At 64.2% G+C, this 19297-nt stretch carries 25 protein-coding genes; 21 read left to right on the plus strand and 4 right to left on the minus strand.

What is annotated here, in order from left to right; genetic code table 11:
• The first annotated feature begins 1 nt into the window (after position 1).
• The 18 genes from JN531_RS12250 to JN531_RS12335 all read left to right on the plus strand — a co-directional run bounded on the left by JN531_RS12250 (position 2) and on the right by JN531_RS12335 (position 12480).
• Positions 2–436, plus strand: coding sequence for a phage tail tube protein (locus tag JN531_RS12250; protein WP_228349145.1), 435 nt, complete (start codon positions 2–4; stop codon positions 434–436).
• Positions 433–828: a hypothetical protein gene (locus JN531_RS12255; protein ID WP_228349146.1), complete on the plus strand. Its 396-nt coding sequence runs from the start codon at positions 433–435 to the stop codon at positions 826–828. Before JN531_RS12250 ends, JN531_RS12255 begins: the two co-directional genes overlap by 4 nt.
• Positions 829–878: 50 nt before the next feature.
• Positions 879–1112: a phage tail assembly protein T gene (locus JN531_RS12260; protein ID WP_436233316.1), complete on the plus strand. Its 234-nt coding sequence runs from the start codon at positions 879–881 to the stop codon at positions 1110–1112.
• A complete protein-coding gene (locus tag JN531_RS12265) occupies positions 1112–3112 on the plus strand; it encodes a hypothetical protein (protein WP_228349148.1) in 2001 nt (666 codons plus the stop codon). The genes JN531_RS12260 and JN531_RS12265 overlap by 1 nt, the downstream gene beginning before the upstream one ends.
• Positions 3112–3849 (plus strand): hypothetical protein, encoded by a 738-nt coding sequence (locus JN531_RS12270; protein ID WP_228349149.1) that lies wholly within the window; start codon positions 3112–3114, stop codon positions 3847–3849. The genes JN531_RS12265 and JN531_RS12270 overlap by 1 nt, the downstream gene beginning before the upstream one ends.
• Positions 3846–6146 carry a hypothetical protein gene (locus tag JN531_RS12275; RefSeq protein WP_228350007.1) on the plus strand — a complete coding sequence of 767 codons (2301 nt, stop codon included), beginning with the start codon at positions 3846–3848 and terminating at the stop codon, positions 6144–6146. The genes JN531_RS12270 and JN531_RS12275 overlap by 4 nt, the downstream gene beginning before the upstream one ends.
• A 7-nt stretch (positions 6147–6153) precedes the next feature.
• Entirely contained in the window at positions 6154–6804 is a 651-nt protein-coding gene (locus tag JN531_RS12280) for an Ig-like domain-containing protein (protein ID WP_228349150.1), read from the plus strand.
• A gap of 8 nt (positions 6805–6812) precedes the next feature.
• Entirely contained in the window at positions 6813–8594 is a 1782-nt protein-coding gene (locus tag JN531_RS12285) for a hypothetical protein (RefSeq protein ID WP_228349151.1), read from the plus strand.
• 10 nt (positions 8595–8604) lie between these two features.
• Positions 8605–8814, plus strand: coding sequence for a hypothetical protein (locus tag JN531_RS12290; protein WP_228349152.1), 210 nt, complete (start codon positions 8605–8607; stop codon positions 8812–8814).
• Positions 8815–8843: 29 nt separating this feature from the next.
• Positions 8844–9233, plus strand: coding sequence for a hypothetical protein (locus JN531_RS12295; RefSeq protein ID WP_228349153.1), 390 nt, complete (start codon positions 8844–8846; stop codon positions 9231–9233).
• Positions 9234–9276: 43 nt separating this feature from the next.
• Entirely contained in the window at positions 9277–9570 is a 294-nt protein-coding gene (locus JN531_RS12300; RefSeq protein ID WP_228349154.1) for a hypothetical protein, read from the plus strand.
• Positions 9570–10376 carry a hypothetical protein gene (locus JN531_RS12305; protein WP_228349155.1) on the plus strand — a complete coding sequence of 269 codons (807 nt, stop codon included), beginning with the start codon at positions 9570–9572 and terminating at the stop codon, positions 10374–10376. Before JN531_RS12300 ends, JN531_RS12305 begins: the two co-directional genes overlap by 1 nt.
• Entirely contained in the window at positions 10373–10585 is a 213-nt protein-coding gene (locus JN531_RS12310) for a hypothetical protein (protein WP_228349156.1), read from the plus strand. The genes JN531_RS12305 and JN531_RS12310 overlap by 4 nt, the downstream gene beginning before the upstream one ends.
• Positions 10586–10648: 63 nt before the next feature.
• Positions 10649–10789 carry a hypothetical protein gene (locus JN531_RS12315; protein WP_228349157.1) on the plus strand — a complete coding sequence of 47 codons (141 nt, stop codon included), beginning with the start codon at positions 10649–10651 and terminating at the stop codon, positions 10787–10789.
• Positions 10789–11364: a glycoside hydrolase family 108 protein gene (locus JN531_RS12320; RefSeq protein WP_228349158.1), complete on the plus strand. Its 576-nt coding sequence runs from the start codon at positions 10789–10791 to the stop codon at positions 11362–11364. Before JN531_RS12315 ends, JN531_RS12320 begins: the two co-directional genes overlap by 1 nt.
• 1 nt (position 11365) lies before the next feature.
• On the plus strand, positions 11366–11773 hold the full coding sequence (locus JN531_RS12325; RefSeq protein WP_228349159.1) for a 3TM-type holin: 408 nt from the start codon (positions 11366–11368) through the stop codon (positions 11771–11773).
• Positions 11774–11776: 3 nt separating this feature from the next.
• Positions 11777–12067, plus strand: a complete 291-nt coding sequence (locus tag JN531_RS12330) for a hypothetical protein (protein ID WP_228349160.1) — start codon at positions 11777–11779, stop codon at positions 12065–12067.
• A complete protein-coding gene (locus JN531_RS12335) occupies positions 12064–12480 on the plus strand; it encodes a hypothetical protein (RefSeq protein ID WP_228349161.1) in 417 nt (138 codons plus the stop codon). Before JN531_RS12330 ends, JN531_RS12335 begins: the two co-directional genes overlap by 4 nt.
• Positions 12481–12491: 11 nt before the next feature.
• On the opposite strand, the gene JN531_RS12340 is transcribed toward JN531_RS12335, so the two are convergent.
• The 4 genes from JN531_RS12340 to JN531_RS12355 all read right to left on the minus strand — a co-directional run bounded on the left by JN531_RS12340 (position 12492) and on the right by JN531_RS12355 (position 14306).
• Complete coding sequence (locus JN531_RS12340; RefSeq protein WP_228349162.1) at positions 12492–12737, minus strand: hypothetical protein; 246 nt, start codon at positions 12735–12737, stop codon at positions 12492–12494.
• 199 nt (positions 12738–12936) lie between these two features.
• Positions 12937–13302 (minus strand): hypothetical protein, encoded by a 366-nt coding sequence (locus JN531_RS12345; RefSeq protein ID WP_228349163.1) that lies wholly within the window; start codon positions 13300–13302, stop codon positions 12937–12939.
• Positions 13299–13988, minus strand: a complete 690-nt coding sequence (locus JN531_RS12350) for a hypothetical protein (RefSeq protein ID WP_228349164.1) — start codon at positions 13986–13988, stop codon at positions 13299–13301. Before JN531_RS12350 ends, JN531_RS12345 begins: the two co-directional genes overlap by 4 nt.
• Positions 13989–13991: 3 nt before the next feature.
• Positions 13992–14306: a hypothetical protein gene (locus tag JN531_RS12355; protein ID WP_228349165.1), complete on the minus strand. Its 315-nt coding sequence runs from the start codon at positions 14304–14306 to the stop codon at positions 13992–13994.
• 377 nt (positions 14307–14683) lie between these two features.
• Here JN531_RS12355 and rimP point away from each other — a divergent pair, with 377 nt between their 5' ends.
• The 3 genes from rimP to infB are packed head-to-tail and all read left to right on the plus strand — an operon-like array spanning position 14684 to position 19292.
• Entirely contained in the window at positions 14684–15115 is a 432-nt protein-coding gene (rimP, locus tag JN531_RS12360; protein ID WP_239795299.1) for a ribosome maturation factor RimP, read from the plus strand.
• A complete protein-coding gene (nusA, locus tag JN531_RS12365) occupies positions 15112–16599 on the plus strand; it encodes a transcription termination factor NusA (RefSeq protein WP_228349166.1) in 1488 nt (495 codons plus the stop codon). Before rimP ends, nusA begins: the two co-directional genes overlap by 4 nt.
• Before the next feature lie 29 nt (positions 16600–16628).
• Positions 16629–19292: a translation initiation factor IF-2 gene (gene infB, locus JN531_RS12370; protein ID WP_228349167.1), complete on the plus strand. Its 2664-nt coding sequence runs from the start codon at positions 16629–16631 to the stop codon at positions 19290–19292.
• The last annotated feature ends 5 nt before the right edge of the window (positions 19293–19297 follow it).

Consider the following 19297-nt stretch of genomic DNA (forward strand, 5'->3'; position numbering starts at 1 on the left):
CATGGCGGACACCGCATTTATTGGTTACGGCAGCATCTTTGAGCGGGGCGTTGGCAGCCCGCTTGTGTACGCCGAGATTGCCCGGGTCACCGAGATCAACCCGCCTTCGCTTTCGCGGGAGACCTCGGATGTCACCCACCTCAAGAGCACCGATCGCTACAAGGAATTCATCGGCGCCATGCGGGATGCTGGCGAGGTGAGCTTCACGCTCATCTACAACCCGGCCAACACCACCCACCAGTCGCTGATGACCGACTACGAAGCCAACGCAGCGGTGGACTACCGCATCACGTTCTCGGACGACGACACCTGGCAGTGGAGCTTCAAGGGCTTCGTCACCGGTTTGGAGACGCCGATCACGATGGAGGACAAGGTTACCCAGTCCATCACCATCAAGATCACCGGCAAGCCCACTCTGGCGGCGAGCGGCTCATGAGCGTATTGACCAAGGCCGACATCCTCGGCGCCGATGACCGCAAGCCGGTAGAAGTGGAAGTGCCCGAGTGGGGTGGCACCGTGCTGGTGGCGATCATGAGTGGTGAGGCGCGGGACTGTTTCGAGTTCGAGTCCTACCAGAGCCGCCAGCGGGGCGAGCCCGCCGTCAACCTGCGGGCGCGCATCACTGCCCGCTGCATGGTGGATGCCGACGGCAACCGCCTGTTCGGCGAGGGCGACATCGAGGCCCTGGGTAAGAAGAGCGGCGCCGCACTCGACCGCGTGTTTGATGCGGCCTGCAAGGTCAACAAGATCGGCCCGAACGACATTGACGACCTGGAGGGAAACTCCAGCGCCGACCTCAGCGGCAGTTCTACTTCCGACTCGCACTGAGGCTCGGCAAAACCGTTGAACAGCTGCTGCGCGAGATCACCAGCGCAGAGCTGAGCGAGTGGATGGCGTTTGACCGCATCAGCCCCATCGGGGACGAGCGCGGCGACGTGCTCATGGCCTCCCTGCAGGCCCACATGCAAAACCTGAAACGCCGGCGTGGACAACGCGCTGGGCGCATTCGTGACTACCAGCTCAAGTGGGGGCGCCGCCGTGCGCAGCCCGTTTCGGAGATGCTCAACATGGCCAAGATGATTACTGCCGCTTGCGGTGGTGAGGTGCGCTGATGGCCACCATTGGCAAGTTGATGGTGCTGTGGGGCACGGATATTCAGGGCCTCGTCAGCGGCAACGAAAAGGCCAAGCGCAGTTCCCGCGATGCTTCCAGCAGCATGCAGCGCAGCGCAGACCAGGCACGCAAGGGTTTCTCGCTGTTGGGCAGCAAGATCGTCAGCATCTCCGGTATCGCGGGATTTGGCCTGTTGACCAAGAGCGCCATCGCCTCCGGTGATGCGCTCGCCAAGGCCGGCGACAAGCTGGGCATTGCGACCGAGCGCCTGGCTGGCTTGCGTGTTGCGGCAGAGCGGTCCGGCGTTGCGAGCAACACACTGGACATGGCGATGCAGCGCATGACGCGCCGAGTAGCCGAGGCCGCGCACGGAACCGGCGAGGCGAAGGACGCCATCAAGGAACTGGGGCTGGATGCGCAGGCGCTGGCGCGCATGGCACCAGACCAGCAGTTCCGCGCCATTGCCGAGTCCATGTCGCAGATTGAGGGGCAGGGCCAGAAGGTGCGGCTCAGCTTCAAGCTGTTCGACAGCGAGGGCGTGGCGCTAGTCAACACCCTGGCGCGGGGCGCAGAGGGACTGAACGAGGCGCAGGCCGAGGCCGAGGCTCTTGGCCTGGCGCTGACGCGGGTTGAAGCAGCCAAGCTCGAGCAGGTGAGTGATGCCGGCGCACGCTCTGCCGACAGCATCAAGGGCATTGGAAATCAGCTAGCCCTTGCGCTGGCGCCTGGGATGGCGGCAGCAAGCAACAAGATGGCTGCCCTCGTTGCACAAACCGGCGGCTTCCGCAACGAGATTCAGTTTGCGATGGACCTCGGCGTGAATGCGGTCGGTCTGTTTGCCGACGGCCTGCATGGCATCAAGGTGGTGTGGAAGGGCATCGAGATTGTCGGCCGCAGCACGATGACCGGCACGATGCAGTTGCTGCAGACATTTGGCATGGCCGCTGAGGCCGTGCTGAACACGATACTCAAGGGCGTCAACCGCACGCTCAAGGCCGTGAACGCGATCTCACCATGGGACGTGCCGCTGCAGGAAATGCTCGACATGAGCACCGCCTGGGAGCAGCTTGCGCAGAAGGCGTATGGCGGGACGCTGGAGGCCGTGGCGGAATTGAACGCGCTGCTGATGCAGCCGTTGCCCAGTGATCAGATTCGCGCTGCGATGGAGAAGATCGCTGCGGATGCCGAGGCGCGCGCGCGGGAGATTGCGGCTGCGCGGTCGACAGCGCTCGATGGTGGCGGTGGTGGCACGCCTACCGACGACAAGGCGAAGAAGGCCCTGGAGCGCGAGCGCCAGCGCATCGAAGAGCGCCTGCAAATGGTACGCGACGCCACCGCCACCGAAGGCGAGATCGAATACCAGCGCTACCAGGAACGGCTGGCCGCGCTGCAAGCCGCCGACGCCACCATGTTCGAATACGAGGGCGAGCGCGATCTGTTGAAGGAGCAGCTCTACGAGCAGCACCTGAAGCGGATGGAGGATATCCGCAAGAAAAACCTGACGGCCCTGGAGAAGTTCAACGAAAGCAGCTGGGGCGCGCAGGTAGAAACAGTGGCCGGCGCGCTGACAGACATGACCGCCGGCGTGGCCAACAGCAGCAAGACCATGTTCAAGATCAACAAGGTCGCTGCTATTGCCAATGCGGTGGTGAACACGGCGCAAGGGGTAACCAAAGCGCTCGCAGAGTACCCGCCCCCCATCAGCGGCATCATGGCTGGCATCCAGCTGGCGGCCGGTATGGCGCAGGTCAATGCCATCAAGAACACCCAGTTCGGCGGTGGTGTGGCGCCCAGCCAGGCGACCACCCCGGCAACCCCGGTGGCACCCATCCAGCAAGAAGAGCAACGCCCGCAGCAGCAGGTGACGCTGATGCTCGATAGCGACCGCACGCGGTTTCATCGGGATGAGGTGATCAGCATGGCCCAGGGCTTGTCTGACCTCTTCAAGGACGGCGGGGGCGTAGGCGGCCTGCGCGTGGCATTTGCGGGGGGCAACTAGTGCTGCCGGTGATCGGGCTGGACAACCTGCTCACGCAGGGCGCGCTGAGCACGGCCGCGAGCCCGGGCACGGTGCAGAACCTGGTGGACGGGCTGACGTATGACTACTGGACGCCCACCTCGGGATCTTCGCATTCGGTCACAGTGGCGCTGGGTGAGGCGCGGCAGGCGAACTACCTGGCCATTGCCGGCCACAACCTCGCTGATGTGGGCGGGTCGGTCGGGGCGGGCTTTGCCAATGGCGGCGGCTTTACTGGTGCCCTGTTCATGTACCCGGTGACGAGCAACGCGCCGTTGCTGGTGCCGTTTACCTCCACCCACTCCGGCAGCGAGTGGCGCTTGTATGTGGATGCACCGGCGCCGTACCGCATTGCCGTGGCCCACATTGGCATGCTCACCGAGCTGCAGCGCGGCATGCCGCTTTCGTGGACGCCGCCGCTGCGCGGCAACGAGGCGGTGGAGCGCAGCAACCCCTTTACCGTGGGCGGCCAGGTGCTGGGCACCAACATTGTGGCGCAGACGATGAGCTGCGAGATACCGCAGAACAACGCCACCCGCGCGTGGGTTGATGCGGTGTGGCAGCCCATGGTGGAGCAGATGCAGCTGAGCCCGTTCTTCTTCAAGTGGAGTGAAGACCACAGCGAGACGGTATACGGCAGCTTGGGCAGCAGCCGCATCAGCTACACCAGCGCGGATCTGCTGAACGCCAGCATCACCATGGAGGGCCTGGTGCGGTGACCTGGGACGGCGAACGCCAGCGCTTTACGCGTCGGCCATTTCACTTTGTGGAGTGGGACTACGACCTGTGCCAGCTCACCTACGGCACGGCGCCGTGCACGGCATCGCTGGGTGTGACGGGGGCAGACCGCTGCTACAACGGCCGCGCCACCTGCCAGGACCCGGACAACATCGACCTTGCCACCGCCACTGTGCGGCTGTGCCAGGCCACCGGCGACATGCCGCGCGGCATCGATGCGCTACCGCTGCTGGATTCGGTTTCGTCATCCCCCAGCCGTATCGAGCCCGGCAAGGGGCTGGGCCGGCGGGCAGAGCTGGTGGTGACACTGCGCGATGCCCCGCACCACGACCGCGGGTTTGACCCCTACGTGGCCGACCGCGCATATGACCCGATGCGGCAGGGCAGCTTCTGCGGCAAGTTCCTCGCGCGCTGGCCGTACTACCTGGGGCGCTCGCTGCGGTGGTACAGCGGCTACCTGACGCAGACCGGCCAGTTTGATGCCGCCAACTTTCAGGCCCGCCACTACATCATCGAAAAGGTGGAAGGGCCGGATGCCAGCGGCGCCGTGCGCATTACCGCAAAGGACGTGCTCAAGCTGGCTGACGATGACCGATCGCAAGCCCCGCGCCCCAGCACCGGCCGTCTGTTGGCAGCGATTGATGACGACGACACCAGCGCCACGCTGAACCCCAGCGGCATCGGCAACGATGAATACCCCGCCAGCGGCAAGGTGCGTATCGGCCGCGAGGTGTGCGCCTTCACCCGCAGTGCAGACGTGCTCACCCTCACGCGCGGCCAGGCCGGCACCGTGGCCGAAAGCCACAGCGCGGACGATACCGTGCAGCTGTGCCTGGAATACGCCAGCGAGTCGGTGCAGGACATCGTGTATGACCTGCTCACCGAGTACGCCATGGTGCCCGCCGGGCTGATACCCAAGACCGACTGGGACAACGAAACCAGCGCGTTTCTGCAGCGGCTGTACGGCGCGCTCATCACCGCGCCGGTGGGCGTCAACAAGCTCATCAGCGAGTTGGTGGAGCAGGTGCCGTTCTACGTGTGGTGGGATGAGCGCTTTCAGCAAGTGCGGTTCCGCGCCATCAAGGCGCCAGACCCCGAAGCACCGCAGCTCACCGACGATGCCCAGTTCATCGCCGGCAGCGTGCAGCCGGGTGACGAGCCCGACCAGCGCGTGAGCCAGACGTGGGTGTATTTCGGGCAGATCGACCCCACGGAAAAGATCGATGAGTACCGAAACTTCAAGCGGCTGTACGTGCTGAAGAATGAAGATGCGCAGGGAAATCAGAAGTTCGGTCAGCCAGCCATCAAGATCATCTATTCGCGGTGGATCAACGAATTCAACCAGCCTGCCGCAGCAGACCTGGCCGCGCAGGTAAACGCCCGCTATGCCGAGATTCCGAAAGCGCTGGCGTTCAAGCTGGATGCCCGCGCCGCCGAGCTGTGGACCGGTGACGTATTCCGCGCCGCCACCCGCTACGTGCAGGGCCCCAGCGGCGCGCCCGCGAATAGCACGATGCAGGTGATGAGCGCACGCGAGCGCAACAACCTGTACGAATACGAAACCGAGCAGTTTGCCTACGTGGCGCCGGATGACGGGGGCGTGCGGCAGATCATCATTGGCAGTGATGTGCGCGACTTCAACCTGCGTGACGCGCATGACTCGATCTATGCCCCACCCACCGGCAGCGAGGTAATCGAGTGCATCGTCAGCCCCGGGGTGGTCATTGGTGGCACGGCTATCTACATCGGGCTTGGGAGCCGCCCGGCAGCGTTTGAAGTGGGCACGTGGCCCGGCGGCCAGCCCATAACCATTACCAACTACGGGCGCATACAGGGCAGGGGCGGCCCGGGCGGCGAAAGCGGCGGCATCAACGGCACCCCTGGGCAAGTTGCGCTGAGCGCGGAGGGCGCCGACGTAACGTTCGACAACCAGGGGCAGATCTGGGGCGGCGGTGGCGGCGGTGGCGGTGCGGTAGGCATTGGTGGGCTGGTGGGTGGCGGCGGTGGTGCGGGTGATGTGCCCGGCGCCGGCGGCACTGCTGGTTGCGCTTTCCCTGGATCTGCCGGAACGCGAACGGCTGGTGGCAGCGGTAACGCCGATGGGGCGGGTGCAGGCGTTAGTGGCGCTGGCGGTGCGCCTGCAACTGCAGGCAATAACGGATCGTCGTTCGATGCATCTGGCACCGGCGGTGCCGCCGGCCCTGCCGTCATCTGGAATTCAAACATCACGTGGACGAACACCGGCGAGCGGCTGGGCGCCGTGCTGTCGTCAGACTGAGGACACCATGCTCGACACCATCACCGTAACCGCCCAGCTCTACGAGCAGGGTGGCAGCCCCGCCGTGGGCGCCCGCATTACCTACGTGCTGAGCACCGTAGAGATCGACGCCGGCGTGGTGATACCGCTGCGGCAAACTGCAGTGGCAGATGCCAACGGCGTTGCCACCTGCACGCTGTGGCCGAACACCGCCGGCGAGCGGGAAAGCCACTACGTAGTGCAGGCAGTGAGCGCGGACGATGGCACCACCCTGCTGCAGGGCTACGCCGTGTTCCCGGATGCGCCCAATGTGACCCTGCAGGCGTTTCTGGTGGAGGCGCCCGTGCCGGTGCAGGCGGTGGCGCGCCGCAACCTGGTGCTGCTGCAGGGCTACGACTACCACGCCACGTTTACCGTGCTGCAGCCCGACTGCACGCCGGCAGACCTGACCACCTACACCCCGCGGCTGCGCGTGTATGACGCGCCCGACGGTAACCTGATATTCGATAGCAGCAGCGACGCCGGCGTGGCGCTGGCAGTGCTCGATGACGAGATTGCGCTCACCATTACCGCCGCCGCCTTTACCACCTGGGTGAGCGGCTACTACTACACGCTGGATGTGACCTTCGGCGCCGAGACCTACGCGGTGGCCTACGGCGCGGTGTTCATCCAGCCGTGAGCGCCCCGATGTTTCGCACCACGGTGATCATGCGGGCAGCGGCGCTGTTCAGCGTGCGGCTGCCGGCGGTGTTGCCCGGCACCACGGTGTCGTTTTCGGCAGTGCTGACGGCAGCGGCCGCCAGCATCACCGCCGCAGCCGATGCCCGGGCCGCCGCCGCCGGCGCCCTGCAGGCAGGCCCTGCTGCGGTGGCGGGGGATGCGCGTTACGTCAGCCCCATGGCCAGCGGCGCGCTGCAGGCCGCCGCCCCCACCTTGATGGGCAGTGCCGACGTGCTGCTGCGCCTGGCCGGCACGCTCGCCGCCGGCCCCGCCAGCATTACCGCCAGCGCCACAGCGCGGCAGGCAGTGGCCGGCATGCTCACAGCAGGCCCTGCCAGCGTATCTGGCAGTGGTGATGCCCGGGTGGTGGCAGCGGGGGGGTTGACGGCAGCGGCAGCGGTTGCCGATGGCAGCGCAAGCGTGCGCGTTACCGCCGCCGGCGCCATGGCTGCAGGGCCCGCGGTGTTCAACGGTGACGTGGGCGGTATTCGCTTGACCGGCCCACTGGCTGCAGCCCCGGCCAGCGTGACCGCTGCCGCCGCAGTGGGCAACACCGCAGCCGCCGCGCTGGTGGCTGGCCCCGCAACCCTTGCCGGTAATGCGTTGGCAGTGGGTGGCGTGACGGGCGCGCTGGTGGCAGCGCCGGCAGCAGTGAGCGGCACCGCCGTTGCCCGGCAAGCCGCCACCGGCGCGCTTGCCGCTGGCCCGGCGGTGGTGGCGGGTGATGCCAGTGGCGGCGCGCAGATGGCCGGTGCGCTCTCGGCAGGGGCGGCGGTGGTAGATGGATCGATTGATGCCATTGCCACCGCGAGCGGCACGCTGGTGGCAGCCGCTGCGCAGCTGCAGGGCAACAGTGCGGCGCTGCCGGCGGCAACCGGCAGCCTGACGGCTGGCCCCGCCACGCTTGGCGCTGCCGGGGCGGTGGCGGCAGCAGCTGCCGGCACGCTGTCTGCCGGCCCTGCCAGTGTTGACGGCGCAGTGGCGGCTGTGGCGACCGCGCAGGGCGCTTTGGCGGCCGGTGCTGCGCAGATGGCGGGCGCGCTGGCAGATGCCACGCCCACGGCGGCAGGTGCGCTGCAGGCCGCAGCGGCCACGCTGGCCGGCGCGGCAACTACATCGTGGCAGCTCGAGTTCGTTGCCCGCGCGGGGCGCGATGGCAATGGCAGCGTGAGCATACCGGGCGGCGTGCAGCCGGGTGACCTGGCGCTGGTGGTTGCCACCCACACCAATTCGACAGCGCCAACTATTTCGGCTGGCTACACCGAACTGGACAGCTTTGCCTGGACGTTCGTTACCGGCAACCGCACCAAGGCCTGGTACCGGCTCATGCAGGCCGGTGATACCAGCGCCACCTTTACGTTGGAAACGGGCGCCGCTGCCATGTACTTCTTCCGCGGCGTGCCGGCCGGGGCAGCTGTGGCCAGCAAGGGCGAATTCACGTCCTTCGGCGATGGCAACAACATCGACATGGCGGGCTTCACCAAGCAGGCGGATGCCATTGCCCTGGTATCCATCATCGTCAAGTTCTCGCCGCAGTCTGAAGGGCTGTATGCAGGCATTGCCGGCTGGAACGACGACGCGGACAGCGGCGGCCCGCTGCCGGGTGGGCTTCCCGGCTCCATCGTCAAGTCGCAATGCCAGTTCACGCCGGCCAGCGACTACACCAACGATTCCACCATTACCTGGGAGATTGACCCCGGGGTGGAAGAAGAGCGGTTCGCAGTTCTATTCGAAATCACCGAAGCATAGGAGCAACCCCATGGCAAAAGCATTCACCCCAAAAACCACCTTCACCGCCAAGGTGAACGACAAAGACAACAGCTACATCGCCGGCAAGAACTACACCTGCCGCGATGGTGCGCTGTACGCAGACCTGCGCAGCAAGCTGCCGCAGTGGGAGGCCGAGGGCCTCATCACCATTTTGGGCGATGTGCCCAACGCGCCGCCGATTAACGCGGCTGTTTCCTGAACCTGACCCCTGACTGGAGGTAACACGACATGGCTATTTCACACAGCAACGCCGCCCGCAACGCGATGGCTGATGCAGTTGATGCGCAGGTGAACACCGGCAGCGCCGATGCCTCGGGTGACTTCGTGCTCATCGCATCTGGCGGCCCGACTGACCTCGTCAGCATCGTGCTGCAGGACCCGGCATTTGGCGCGGCCGCATCGGGCGTGATCACCCTGGCCGGCACGCCGCTTTCCAATACCGCCAGCGCCACCGGCACCACCGACACCTTCGAGATCCGCGACAAAGACAACGGCGTGGTGATCGACGGCACGGTTACCGCCACTGGCGGCGGCGGTGATGTCGAGATCGACAACACCAGCATTGCCAGCGGCCAGACGGTGGAGCTGAGCAGCCTGACCTGGACGGCCCCGGTTTAAGCGGGCGCCGCCACCACCACCGCCGCAACACAGGAGCACCGACATGGCACAGAGCGCAGAAGAGATCCGCGGCCTACGGCTGAAGGGCGCCACCAACCGCAACATGGGCATTGTCGACTGGGAGGTGGTCGCCGCCGGCAACGCCCGCACCTTTAACGGCGTGAGCCCCAACAAGGGCCCGGTCGGCGGCTTCAAGATCCTCACCGACGGCAACCTTGTGGCCACCAGCTACGCCGGCAATGAAGCCACGGTGCCGGTGACCGCAGGGGAGTGGATGCCGGGCACCTTCAAGGCGCTGTCGGCATCCACCACCTGCGACGTGCTGGTGTACTGGTAATGATGCTCGGGCTATCGCTGGCGCCGGGGGATATTGCTGTGCGCCGCGCGGCAGGCGGCGGCGCCTCGCTGCTACCCCAAACCGAGGCGTGGTTGGCTGCGTTGACGACTGCCGGGCTGGATCATCCGACAGCGCCTCACATTGCGGCGGTTGACACGTTCTACAGCTCGCTTATCAGTGCGGGCATTTACGCGTCGCTGGATTTGCTGCCGTGCTTTTTCCTTGAGTCGTCAAACCCTGCGCATTCGGAAGGCGTGGCGCTGATGGACTTGATTGCCTTGCAGCAATGGGCGCCTGTCAATGGGCCGACGTTTACGCCGGGGGTCGGGTTTGCGGGGGATGGGGTTGCGGCGTCGGTGGATTGGACTCATGCCAACTACGCTGATCTCGGTAACTATGCTCTAAATTCTGCGTCACTGACCTGCGGGGTATCGTCTAGCCCATCCCCGGCATTTGCACTCGGTATGACAGCCGGCTCATCAACTTCGCTCGTCCAGGCAGGTGGCGTGGTCAATCGCATAAACGTCGCATCTAGCATGACCTCCCCCGCATTCCCGCTGTCGGGGTACCTCGCTATAGACAGGCCCGACAGCGGGAATGCAACGCGCTACGTTGACGGTGCCGCCACGTCGACGCAAGCCTACGTCTCTAGTTTTATTGAGTCGAGTAAGCCTCGGCTGCTCGGGACAACAACGCTACCCGGTGCAGCTTCTATTTATTCTGCATCCTTTGGCGCATCACTCGGCGACGCCGGTCAACTCGCCCTCTATAACGCGATTCAGACATTGAAGGGGGCTGTCGCATGAACGCAATTATTCTGACGGCAGAGCAAGCGGAATCCGTGCGCGGAAATTACGGGCGGGCGATTCTTGAGCCGGCTTATCGTGCGGACTTGGATTGCTACGTATTGGGCGTGCAGGTTTTGGATATGCCTGCATTTGCCGAAGTGCATGACGTGCTGCGGGAATTGCCGGTGCAGGATATTCCGCCTGCGCCCGAGCCCGACATCGAATAGCACAACCCCCAAACCACCAAGCCCGCCCCGTGCGGGCTTTTTTGTGCCTGGAGGCAACCAACCATGTTGATTCGCAACCTGTTGGCGCGCGCCCGCGCGCTGGCCCGTAATGCCGTGCGTGCGGTGCGGGATGACCGCGGTGGCTGCCTGCCTGTTGTGCTGGGGCTGGTGGCCTTGCTGCTGCTGGCGGCGGTGTTGCTGTGATGGTTACGGTAGACGGCATCATCGACGACATTCTGCGGGCCGAGGGTGAGGCCTACACCGATGACCCCGCCGACAGCGGCGGCCCTACCAAGTGGGGGGTGACGCAGAAGGCCTTGGCCGCCCACCGTGGCCGGCCGGTAACGCCCGCAGAGGTGGCGGCGCTGACGCGGGCGGAGGCGGTGGAGGTTTACCGCCAGCGCTACTACCACGGGCCAGGACTGCACCGGCTGGGCCAGCACAGTATGCGCATCGCTGCTGAGGTGATGGACAGCGGCGTGAACGTGGGCCCGGCGCGGGCGGTGGGGTGGCTGCAGCGGGTGCTCAACGGCATGAACAACGGCGGCACCTGGTACCCGGACATGGCGGAGGACGGCCAGTGCGGCCCGATGACGGCGGCGAGCCTGGCCGCCTACCTGCAGCGCCGCGGGGCAGACGGAGAGACGGTGCTGCACGCGGCCCTGAACTGCCTGCAGGGCGCCTACTACGTTGACCTGGCGGCGCGTCGTGAAAAGGACGAGCGCTTTCTGTTCGGCTGGCTGCACCACCGCGTGGCAGCCCAGATGGGAGGGCACTGATATGAACCCGATCTTCAACCTGCTGGGCCAGATTGTGGCGCCGGTGACGAAGCTGGTGGACGAGCTGCACACCAGCGAGGACGAAAAGCTGAAGGCCCGCGCGGCGCTGGTGGAAATACAGCTGCGCGCCGGTGAGCAGCTGCTGGCGTATGAGGGCAAGCTGATGGATGCCAAGGCCGGCATCATCCGCGCCGAGGCGCAGGGGCAGAGCTGGCTGCAAAGAAGCTGGCGGCCGATCACGATGCTGACCTTTCTCGGCCTGGTGGTGGCGGATGCCATGGGCCTACTGGCGTTTCGCCTGGCAGGCGAGGCGTGGTCGCTATTGCAGATTGGCCTGGGCGGGTACGTGGTGGGCCGCAGCGCGGAAAAGATTGCGCCGACAATTACGGCGGCCATGCGGAAGGACTGAGCCATGGCCATGCCCGGTATCGAGCGGTGGAAGACCACGCTGACGGCCTTGGCCACGGTGGCAGGCGCGCTGTGGTTCAGCGTGACATGGGCCGACGACAAGCTGCGCAAGATCGAAAAGGTGCCGCAGCTGGAGCGCGCGGTGGATGACCTGACCGAGTCCGTCGACCGCCTCACTGAGGTGCAGACCCGGCTGGTGCGCCAGCAGCAAATGGCAGACGAACGCCAGGCCGCACAGAACGCGGCAATTCTGAACCGGTTGGACAAGCTGCTGGAAAACGGAGGGCGGTCATGAGCGCCGGCACTGACGAAAAAGTAACGCCCTTGCAGGACTGGGAGTCGCAGCTGATCGAGCGTGCCAGCGCGAAGCTGGGCGCGTGGAGCGCGCCGCTGATCATCGTCTTCTACCTGTTCAGCGTGCGGGGGGTGATGACGCTGATAGCCCTGGCCGCCTTGTTTGGCCCCGCGCTTTACAGCAGCAGTGACAACACCGAACGGCTGGTGACCCTGCAGGCCGACCAGGTGCAGGCCACCGATGGCCTGCGAGACGCTGTGGCCGGCCTGCGCGCCGATGCCCGCGCCGACCGCGCGGTGTACCTGCAGCGCTTCGAACGGCTCGAGGCCGACGTGACAGACCTGCGCGCCCGCACCGATGCCCTGTTCGCGGGGCACCCGGGGGATAGGGCGCGGTATGAAGGTGGGCGGTAGGGGTTGAGCGGTCAGCGGCGTGAGGCGACAGCGGCGGGGTTGAGGATGCCCCATGAGCGTATCGCTCCACCGCCGCTTTGCGTGTACTCGATATCAACGCCGAGTTCCTCCCGGGCCGCAATGATCTGGCGATAGAGCGTCGCGCGGCTGCACCCGAGCGCGCGCAGGTGCTCGGCCAGAGTTGCGTCGGGATAGCTGTCCATGCGCTGGATGATGCGCAGTATCAGACGGACGTTTATGCGGCCGCTACCGCTCATCGCGTGTGGACCGCTCGGCGGCGATGCGGACGCCCTCTGGCTGCCGAGCGCAAAAAAGCCCGCCGGAGCGGGCTTCTGCCTCTTCGGCAGTAACTACAAGAGGAAGCGAGACATTTCCTGAGCTGCCTTTGCGGCAGTTTACGAACATCAGGGCCACCTAGATTTCCTGAGCTGCCTTTTCGGCAGTATGGCAACGGTATCACTTTTCCGATGCGGCTGTGAACCCGTAGTAAGCGGCCGCGCGCTTCCAGTCGCCAGCGCTGGGTGTTGTCGGTAGCTTTTGCAGCTTCGCCCATGCAGGATATCTCGCCGTGATTTCGGCGGCAGCTTGTCGCTCTGATGCTTTGACGTACGTTCCGCTCTTGATCTTCGTTTTGAGCCTTAGCACGAAGTCCTTCTCTGCCTCGCTCGGTTCATGCACAACGATAGACTTCGGCTTTGCCGGAACGCGGGTAATGACTTCTGTGTCAGCGACATGCGGGCGCCGGAGCGCCCATTCAGCCATTGCTGCCGAGATCAGTGACGCTAGATCGACATCGGTCATCTTGTCGAGTTCGAGTTTCATGCGCTGGCCCTGGCGTTCTTGACGCCCAGCTTGTGCAGCAGCAGATGCCACATTGCAAAACTCATGCTCTGCCGCGTCGACGCGCCGTCCCGCGCTGTGTACTTGCGAAAGTTTTGCGGCGTCACGCCGACCAGAGCCGCCGCACGGGCACCACTTACGCGCGTGAGAGAGCCTTCGCCAACAACATGCCGAAGCTCCCACGAAGTGGGGGGGCGCCAATTCGAGGGGTCATCACTCAAGATTTCATCGGGCAAAAGTCCGGCAACCCAGGACAGCGCCGGGGCAATGCCTTCGGCGGCTATCTCGGCAAATTGAGTGAGCGTGACAGCTCGCGAGTATCGAAGGTCTTTTGAGCGAAGCCAATAGCGCGAGCGATCATCTATGAGGCCTGGCGTCATTCCCAGCATTTTGTCGCTGCAGATGGCCGCGATCGCATCGCCGGTCTCAGCGTCGATCAGATCAATGCGGTCCGGAGCATGCTCAGCAGCGGCAGACTGAGTCCACTTTGCAACGCAATCGGCTAGTGCCTCGATGATATCGTACTGCGCGCTGCTGTCGGGGAGTGCGCGGGATGCGATTTCGGCGGCGCTGTAGCTGACCGACCAGCTTCGGCTCGGGATTCCGTTGATGACACCCCCGCGCGATGCGGGGGCATAGGTGAAGGGGCCGGAAGTGAATGGGATCATGATTCAGGCCTTCTTCACATAGTAATTTTGAACGCTCTGACCCTGCACTGAATAGACCGCGCCGGCGCCCTCGACAACATAGTCAGTGACAATCTTCTTCCAGCCCAGCAGCGGGCCGTGAGCGCGGCGCGTGCCTTCGCCGCGGATCATGACGAAGTTCACAACGCGCTTACCGACGAGATCTTGACCGGCAAGTTTCGTGATGTGCTTTTTGCCGCTGTTCGTTTCAGCGATGAGTCCGTTCACTTCGCTGACATCAACGAAAGTCGCAAAGTCAGCTTTGCGGGCGGTTTCGGGAAGTTGGATCAAGTCGTTCATCTTCATCTCCTTTCGAGGTTCAGCGCTGGCTGAATTGCCGTGCTGTGCGATGATTATAGCGCGATGCGCGCTAGTGTCAACACCCCGCAATGACCGTTCGTCGGGCGGGGATGAGAGTGCTTCGCATCCGTCAGCGCTTGGCTTTTCGGGCCCTTGCCACTACAATCTGCGGCCCTTGATTCGTGGCTGCCTGTTGAGCCGCTGTCGGTGGGGTTGTGTAGAGGGGGATACGGATCGTCTGTGTTAGATGAGTTACGTAGCCTGCCCCCGCTACCAACATTTGGTTGATCCAGGCCCCTCGTGGGCCTTTTTTATTGCTTTGGAAGTGGGTGCCGCGAGTGCTGGAAGGGCGTCTTCAAACGTTGTTGGAACCTGTGGTGGAGGGTCTTGGATACGAGCTCGTGCTGCTCGAGTTCCAGGGGACCGGCCGCGCTGCGATCCTGCGACTCTACATTGACTCACCGGGTGGTATCGCCGTGGGTGATTGCGAGCGCGTCAGCCGCGAGGTTGCTGCAACGCTGGACGTCGAGGACCCCATTACCACGGCATATCAGCTTGAAGTGTCGTCGCCCGGGCTTGATCGTCCGCTGGTGACGCCGTCGCACTATCAGCGCTTTATAGGCGAGCAGGTGAAGGTGCAGTTGATTGCCCCGCGCGACAACCGTCGAAAGTGGCTCGGTGTGCTGGTGGCGGCCTCCGATGCGGAAATCGAGATCGCGGCGGCTGAAGGGCGCGTTACCTTGTCTTATGCGGAGATCGAGCGGGCCCGTCTGGTGCCCGACTTTGACCGGGAACTGGCGAAATCATGAACAAGAACATTCTGCTGATGGTAGATGTGGTCTCCAACGAAAAAGGTGTGGAGAAGGAAATCATCTTCCAGGCGCTGGAGGCAGCGCTGGCATCCGCCACCAAGGAGCATCACGGCGACGAAGCCGAGATCCGGGTGGCGATTGATCGGGAGACCGGCGAATACGAAAGCTTTCGCCGTTGGACGGTGTTCGAGGACGACTCCGAAGACTTCGAGTTTCCGGAACGTCAGATCAAGTTGACCTACGCCCGCAAGCAGAAAGCGGATATCGAGCCGGGTGATGTGATCGAAGAAAGTGTCGAGTCCGTCGATTTCGGCCGCATCGGTGCCCAGAAGGCCAAGCAGGTCATCGTGCAGAAAGTGCGCGAGGCTGAACGAGCGATGGTGGTCGAAGCCTACCGCGAGCGTGTCGGCGAACTGATTACCGGCATGGTCAAGCGCCTTGAACGCGGCGCCATCGTGATGGACCTTGGCAACAATGCCGAAGCGATCATTCCACGCGAGCATGTCATCCCGCGCGAGCCGGTGCGCCCGGGTGATCGGGTGCGTGGCTACATTTTTGAGGTCAGCCCGCAGATTCGGGGGCCACAGATTTTCGTCTCTCGCACCGACCCCCGGTACCTGATGGAGCTGTTCAAGCTCGAAGTGCCCGAGATTGCGCAGGGCCTGATCGACCTCAAGGGCGCCGCCCGGGATCCGGGCCTGCGGGCAAAAATTGCAGTGCAGGCCAAGGACAAGCGGATTGACCCGGTTGGCGCCTGCGTCGGCATGCGCGGTTCGCGGGTGCAGGCGGTGTCCAACGAACTCGCCGGAGAACGTGTCGACATCGTCCCGTGGGATGAGAACGTTGCACAGTTCGTCATCAATGCGATGGCGCCCGCCGAAGTCGAGAACATCGTGGTGGACGAGGATTCCCATGCCATGACCATCGGCGTGTCGGAAGAAAAGCTCGCCCAGGCGATCGGGCGCGGTGGACAGAATGTTCGCCTGGCTTCGGAGCTGACCGGCTGGACGCTCAACGTCATGACCGCCGCAGACGCAGAAGCACGGCGCGAGACCGAGAACCAGAGCATCCAGGAGACCTTCATGGAGGCGCTGGACGTCGACGCCGAGGTGGCGTTGGTGCTGGTGCAGGAAGGTTTTACCTCGCTGGAGGAAATTGCCTACCTGCCCGACGAGGAAATGCTCGAGATCGAAGAGTTCGACGAGCAGATCGTGGCGGAGCTGAAAAGCCGCGCTCAGGACGTCCTGTTGACCAAAGCGATCGCCCGCGCCGAGCGGGCGGCATCGGTCAAGCCGGCCGACGATCTCCTGGAGGTCGAGGGTGTGGATGAGGAGACCGCTTATGTACTGGCGGAGGCAGGCATCGTGACCGCTGAAGATCTGGCAGATCTGGCCACGGATGAGCTGCTTGAAAAAGTCACAATGGATGAGGCGCTTGCCTCACAACTGATCATGGCTGCTCGCGACAAGGTTTACGCCTGAACGCGGAACAGCAGAAGAACGGGAATTGCATGTCGACGGTTACTGTCAGAGATTTTGCCAACGAACTGAATCGCTCGGTTGACGAGCTGTTGGCCCAGTTCCGCGAGGCCGGGGTCTCCGTGAGTGACGAGGGGACCGAGATCACCGCGCAGGACAAGATGGCCCTGCTCAGCTACCTGAGACAAAAAACACGCGCTGCAGGCGCGCCGTTGTCGGCGTCGTCGGATGCGGGCGAGCGGCGGATCACCCTGAAGCGGAAGGAAACCTCCGAGCTTCGGCTGGGCGGCGCCCGCGGGACCCCGACCAAGACGGTCAGTATCGAGGTGCGCAAGAAGCGCACCATCGTCAAGAACGATTCAGCCGAGACCACCGCCGCCGTCGAGGAAGCGCGCCAGGCCGCTGAAGCAGCGGCGGCAGAGGCTCGAGAAGCCCGCGAAGCGGCAGCCAGGCAGGCGGAGGCCGATGCTGCTGCTGAGGCTGCGGCCAAGATTGCTGCTGAAACAGCTGAGCGGGAAGCCAGGGAGGCAGCGGAACGCGCCCAGCAGGAGGCAGACGAGAAGCTGCGGAGGGACAAGGAGCTGCACGAGAAGCAGTTGGTCGACGACCCACTGTATCGCCAGCGCTGGGAGGCATCGCAGTCGCGACGCCGCGCCGAGGAGAACCTGCGTCGAGCCTCCGAGATGCGGGCCGCCAACCCGCAGCCGGTGGTGACCCCGGCCGCCGCGGCGGCGGCGGCGCCCGCTGCTGCGGCTCGCCGTGGAGATCGCCGTGGCGCAGCCGATCGGGGTGGCCGCACCGAACTGCACCTTGCCGAGGGTAAATCCGGCAAGCGCGACAAGAAGAGTCGCAAGTCTTCGGGCGGACGTGTACGCGTCGACAATCAGCATACGTTTGAACGGCCGACGGCACCTGTGGTGCGGGATGTTGAAGTTCCGGAAGTGATCACCGTCGGTGAGCTCGCCAACCGCATGGCGGTAAAGGCGACCGATCTAATCAAGGTGATGATGAAGAACGGTCTGATGGCGACCATCAACCAGAGTCTTGATCAGGATACCGCTGCCCTGATGGTCGAAGAAATGGGCCATCGGGTGAATATGGTCAAGGCGTCGGACGCCGAGGAGTCGCTGGAGCAGGCCGCCTTTGCGGATGTCAGCGACGCCGAACAGCTGCCGCGTCCTCCGGTCGTCACGATCATGGGTCATGTCGACCACGGCAAGACCAGCCTGTTGGACTACATCCGCAAGACCCGCGTGGCTGCCGGTGAGGCCGGGGGGATCACCCAGCACATCGGCGCTTACCATGTCGAAACCGACAAGGGTGTGGTGAGCTTCCTCGACACTCCGGGCCATGCTGCGTTCACCCGCATGCGTGCACGCGGCGCGCAGATCACGGACGTGGTGATCCTGGTGGTCGCTGCCGACGACGGCGTGATGCCGCAGACTCGCGAAGCGATTCAACATGCCAAGGCGGCCGGCGCACCGGTTGTCGTGGCGATCACCAAGATCGACAAGCCGGAAGCCGACATTGATCGGGTCAAGAATGACCTGGCAAAGGAAGAGGTCATTCCGGAAGAGTGGGGCGGTGACACCCAGATGGTCGGGGTCTCCAGCCATACTGGTGAAGGTGTCGACACGCTGCTCGATGCGATTCTGGTGCAATCCGAGATTCTCGAGTTGCGCGCACCGGTCGAGGCCGATGCGCGCGGTACCGTGGTTGAGGCTTCGCTCGAAAAGGGCCGAGGCCCGGTTGCCACGGTGCTGGTTCGTTCAGGCACCTTGCATCAGGGCGATGTGGTGCTTTCCGGGCGGTTCTTCGGCCGGGTTCGGGCGCTGTTTGACGAAGCCGGTCGGCTGGTCAAGACGGCGGGGCCATCGATCCCTGTACAGATTCTGGGTCTTTCGGGTGTTCCCGATGCCGGCGACGATGTCGTGGTGGTCGCGGACGAGCGCAAGGCCCGCGAACTCGCCGACCTGCGCGAAATCAAGATGCGTGAGCAGAAACTGGCGCAGAACCAGGCGCTGCGTATGGATCAGATCCTTGCCCGCATGGGTGAGGGCGAGATCAAGCAGCTCAATCTGATGATCAAGGCCGATGTGCAGGGTTCCGCTGAAGCATTGGCCGAATCGCTGCGCAAGCTCCCGAGCGAGGAAGTCCGCGTCAATGTGTTGTCGTCGGCGATTGGCGGCATCAACGAGTCGGATGTCGATCTGGCCCTGGCCTCGAAGGCGATCATTATCGGGTTCAACGTCCGTGCCGACGGTGGCGCTCGCAAGCGTATCCAGGAAACCGGTGTCGATGTTCGGTACTACTCGATCATCTACAACGTTCTCGACGACGTCTCCGATGCGGTGTCCGGCCTGCTCGGGACCGAAACACGCGAGCAGATCGTCGGTATCGCCCAGGTTCGCGATGTCTTCCGCAGTCAGGCGCTGGGCAGTATTGCCGGGTGCCTGGTGATCGAAGGGTCGGTCCAACGCAGCTTGCCGATCCGGGTGTTGCGCGAGAACACGGTGATCTACGAGGGCACTCTGGAGTCCCTGCGGCGATTCAAGGACGACGTCCAGAAGGTCGAAGCCGGGACCGAGTGCGGCATCGGCGTGAAGGATTACAACGACGTCAAGGTCGGCGATCAGATCGAATGCTTCCAGCGGGTTGAATTCCGCCGCACCATCAAGGCTACGGCTGCGGCCTGACGGGC

Source organism: Flagellatimonas centrodinii (genome assembly GCF_016918765.2).
In the GTDB taxonomy this organism is placed as follows: Bacteria; Pseudomonadota; Gammaproteobacteria; order Nevskiales; family Nevskiaceae; genus Polycyclovorans; species Polycyclovorans centrodinii.

What these genes read in the sequence shown, in the direction of transcription:
- JN531_RS12250 (WP_228349145.1), top strand. Translation starts at nt 2, where the DNA reads ATGGCGGACACCGCATTTATTGGTTACGGCAGCATCTTTGAGCGGGGC.
- JN531_RS12255 (WP_228349146.1), top strand. Translation starts at nt 433, where the DNA reads ATGAGCGTATTGACCAAGGCCGACATCCTCGGCGCCGATGACCGCAAG.
- JN531_RS12265 (WP_228349148.1), top strand. Translation starts at nt 1,112, where the DNA reads ATGGCCACCATTGGCAAGTTGATGGTGCTGTGGGGCACGGATATTCAG.
- JN531_RS12280 (WP_228349150.1), top strand. Translation starts at nt 6,154, where the DNA reads ATGCTCGACACCATCACCGTAACCGCCCAGCTCTACGAGCAGGGTGGC.
- JN531_RS12285 (WP_228349151.1), top strand. Translation starts at nt 6,813, where the DNA reads ATGTTTCGCACCACGGTGATCATGCGGGCAGCGGCGCTGTTCAGCGTG.
- JN531_RS12290 (WP_228349152.1), top strand. Translation starts at nt 8,605, where the DNA reads ATGGCAAAAGCATTCACCCCAAAAACCACCTTCACCGCCAAGGTGAAC.
- JN531_RS12295 (WP_228349153.1), top strand. Translation starts at nt 8,844, where the DNA reads ATGGCTATTTCACACAGCAACGCCGCCCGCAACGCGATGGCTGATGCA.
- JN531_RS12300 (WP_228349154.1), top strand. Translation starts at nt 9,277, where the DNA reads ATGGCACAGAGCGCAGAAGAGATCCGCGGCCTACGGCTGAAGGGCGCC.
- JN531_RS12305 (WP_228349155.1), top strand. Translation starts at nt 9,570, where the DNA reads ATGATGCTCGGGCTATCGCTGGCGCCGGGGGATATTGCTGTGCGCCGC.
- JN531_RS12310 (WP_228349156.1), top strand. Translation starts at nt 10,373, where the DNA reads ATGAACGCAATTATTCTGACGGCAGAGCAAGCGGAATCCGTGCGCGGA.
- JN531_RS12315 (WP_228349157.1), top strand. Translation starts at nt 10,649, where the DNA reads ATGTTGATTCGCAACCTGTTGGCGCGCGCCCGCGCGCTGGCCCGTAAT.
- JN531_RS12320 (WP_228349158.1), top strand. Translation starts at nt 10,789, where the DNA reads ATGGTTACGGTAGACGGCATCATCGACGACATTCTGCGGGCCGAGGGT.
- JN531_RS12325 (WP_228349159.1), top strand. Translation starts at nt 11,366, where the DNA reads ATGAACCCGATCTTCAACCTGCTGGGCCAGATTGTGGCGCCGGTGACG.
- JN531_RS12330 (WP_228349160.1), top strand. Translation starts at nt 11,777, where the DNA reads ATGGCCATGCCCGGTATCGAGCGGTGGAAGACCACGCTGACGGCCTTG.
- JN531_RS12335 (WP_228349161.1), top strand. Translation starts at nt 12,064, where the DNA reads ATGAGCGCCGGCACTGACGAAAAAGTAACGCCCTTGCAGGACTGGGAG.
- JN531_RS12340 (WP_228349162.1), bottom strand. Translation starts at nt 12,737, where the DNA reads ATGAGCGGTAGCGGCCGCATAAACGTCCGTCTGATACTGCGCATCATC.
- JN531_RS12345 (WP_228349163.1), bottom strand. Translation starts at nt 13,302, where the DNA reads ATGAAACTCGAACTCGACAAGATGACCGATGTCGATCTAGCGTCACTG.
- JN531_RS12350 (WP_228349164.1), bottom strand. Translation starts at nt 13,988, where the DNA reads ATGATCCCATTCACTTCCGGCCCCTTCACCTATGCCCCCGCATCGCGC.
- JN531_RS12355 (WP_228349165.1), bottom strand. Translation starts at nt 14,306, where the DNA reads ATGAACGACTTGATCCAACTTCCCGAAACCGCCCGCAAAGCTGACTTT.
- nusA (WP_228349166.1), top strand. Translation starts at nt 15,112, where the DNA reads ATGAACAAGAACATTCTGCTGATGGTAGATGTGGTCTCCAACGAAAAA.
- infB (WP_228349167.1), top strand. Translation starts at nt 16,629, where the DNA reads ATGTCGACGGTTACTGTCAGAGATTTTGCCAACGAACTGAATCGCTCG.